The organism is Streptomyces sp. FH025, from assembly GCF_017427025.1.
In the GTDB taxonomy this organism is placed as follows: Bacteria; Actinomycetota; Actinomycetes; order Streptomycetales; family Streptomycetaceae; genus Kitasatospora.
The window spans coordinates 1-1980 of sequence record NZ_JAFLNG010001020.1 but is presented as its reverse complement, the minus strand read 5'-3'; the positions used below and the strand labels follow the sequence as shown (position 1 = coordinate 1980).

Sequence of the window (1980 nt, the reverse complement as noted above, 5' to 3'; positions counted from 1 at the left end):
ACGACCAGCTCGACCGGGATGTTGCCCCGGGTGGCGCGGGAGTACGGGCACACCTCGTGGGCCTGCTTGACCAGCGCCTCGCCGGTCTCGCCCGCGAGCGACTCGGGCAGCTCGACGCGGAGCACGACGGCCAGGCCGAAGCCGGCGTCGTCCTTGCCGATGGACACCTCGGCGGTGACCGAAGCCTCGCCGGTGTCCACCCCGGCCTGTCGGCCGACCAGGCCGAGGGCGCTGGCGAAGCAGGCGGCGTAGCCGGCCGCGAACAGCTGCTCGGGGTTGGTGCCCTGGCCGTCGCCGCCGAGCGCGGGCGGCATCGCGAGGGCGAGGTCCAGTCGGCCGTCGGAGCTGACGGCGCGGCCCTCGCGGCCGTTGGCGGTGGCGGCTGCGGTGTAGATCGCGTCCATGAGGGGTGTCCCTTCGTGCTGGTGGCGCGCCGACGGCGCGGCCGGTGGTGGTTCGGCGGCCGCTGGGGCCGCCTCGGGAGTGCTTCGGGCTGCTCGATAAGTAGAGCACGCAATTCAATTGCGCACAACTTAATCGCGCGAGGGTGGTCGGTACCATGGGCCCATGACCACGCTCCCGGGCATGGCGGACGAGGAACTGCTCCGCCTCGACCAGCAGATCTGCTTCTCGCTCAACGCGGCCTCGCGCGCCTTCGGCGGCGTCTACCGGGTCCTGCTCCGGGACCTCGGGCTCACCTACCCGCAGTACCTGGTCATGCTGGTGCTCTGGGAGGACGGCGAGCTCCCGGTCAAGCGGATCGGTGAGCGCCTGCGGCTCGACTCCGGCACCCTCTCCCCGCTGCTCAAGCGGCTGGAGGCGGCCGGGCTGGTGCGTCGGGAGCGCAGCCCGGAGGACGAGCGGTCGGTCACCGTCAGCCTCACCCCCGAGGGGTCGGCGCTGCGCGAGCGGGCCGGGCAGGTCCCGCGTCGACTGCTCGCGGCGACCGGGCTGCCGGTCGAGGACCTGGCCGCGCTGCGCACGCTGCTGGAGCGGGTGACCGTCGCGCTGGACGGCGCGGCGGTGGAGCCCGCGCCGTAGGGCCCGTCCCCCGGGTCCTGCCGGGTCCGCGCGGAACCCGGGAGGCGCGCCCCGGGCCTGTCAAGTGGGGCGGCCCGGGCGGTGTGATCTGAGTCACGTCGCGTCGGCCCGGTGCTGGTTCACGCGCCTGAAGCAGCAGGTCAGCGGCCCTGCTCGAAAGTGAACGGAAACGGTCGCCAATTGTCCGCCCGATCCGGTCAACAACCCGCGCCTCCCGGACGGTTACACCACGAGCCCCAAGGGGCCGTCGGCGTGCCACCCGGTGGGCCGGCCAGCTGACCCAGGAAGAGGGGGCGCGTGTGAACAATCCCGTGCCGGGCGAGGAGCGGAGCCTACGGGCGAACCCGCTCGACGACCTGCCGGCCGACTTCGAGGCCTTCTTCACCCGCGAGAACTCCGGCTACCTCCGCTACGCCCAGCAGCGGCTGCGCCACCGCGAGGACGCCCAGGACGCCGTGCAGAACGCCGGCACCACGCTGTACCGGAACTGGCGCCGGGCCCTGGCCAGCGAGGACCCGCAGGCCTTCGCCTTCAAGATCGTCAAGGACGCGGTCGTGGACGTCCTGCGCGAACGGCGCCGCGCCGAGCGCAAGCGGCTGCGGGTGATCGCCCAGCGCCGCCCCGACACCAGCCACGACGAGCTCGACGAACTCGCCGAGCTGGACGCCCTGGACTGGGCGATGGACGAACTCGCGCGCGCCGCGCCGGTCCAGGCCGACGTGGTCCGGCTGCGCCAGGCGGGCCTGTCGTACCCCGACATCGGCCGGGCGCTCGGCATCGCCCACACCACCGCCCGGACCTACTACAGCCTCGGCCGGCGCCACCTGGAGTACCTGCTGGAGCACCCGGACGACGGGCGGGCGACATGACGGTCACCGAGCTGCTGCGCGCGCACGCCGCCGAACTGGAGCGGGAGTTCCGCGACCACGACCCGGCGGC

At 73.6% G+C, this 1980-nt stretch carries 3 protein-coding genes; 2 read left to right on the top strand and 1 reads right to left on the bottom strand.

Annotated features, from left to right (window positions below; all coding sequences use genetic code 11):
* A partial coding sequence (locus tag J0670_RS36820; RefSeq protein WP_207817131.1) for an organic hydroperoxide resistance protein occupies positions 1-404 on the bottom strand: 404 nt, incomplete at its 3' end.
* Between the two features lie 163 nt (positions 405-567).
* Between J0670_RS36820 and J0670_RS36815 the strand changes: the two genes are divergently transcribed.
* Positions 568-1041: a MarR family winged helix-turn-helix transcriptional regulator gene (locus J0670_RS36815; protein ID WP_207817130.1), complete on the top strand. Its 474-nt coding sequence runs from the start codon at positions 568-570 to the stop codon at positions 1039-1041.
* A 299-nt stretch (positions 1042-1340) separates the two neighbouring features.
* Positions 1341-1910: an RNA polymerase sigma factor gene (locus tag J0670_RS36810; protein ID WP_207817129.1), complete on the top strand. Its 570-nt coding sequence runs from the start codon at positions 1341-1343 to the stop codon at positions 1908-1910.
* Positions 1911-1980 lie beyond the last annotated feature (70 nt).

What these genes read in the sequence shown, in the direction of transcription:
- J0670_RS36815 (WP_207817130.1), top strand. Translation starts at nt 568, where the DNA reads ATGACCACGCTCCCGGGCATGGCGGACGAGGAACTGCTCCGCCTCGAC.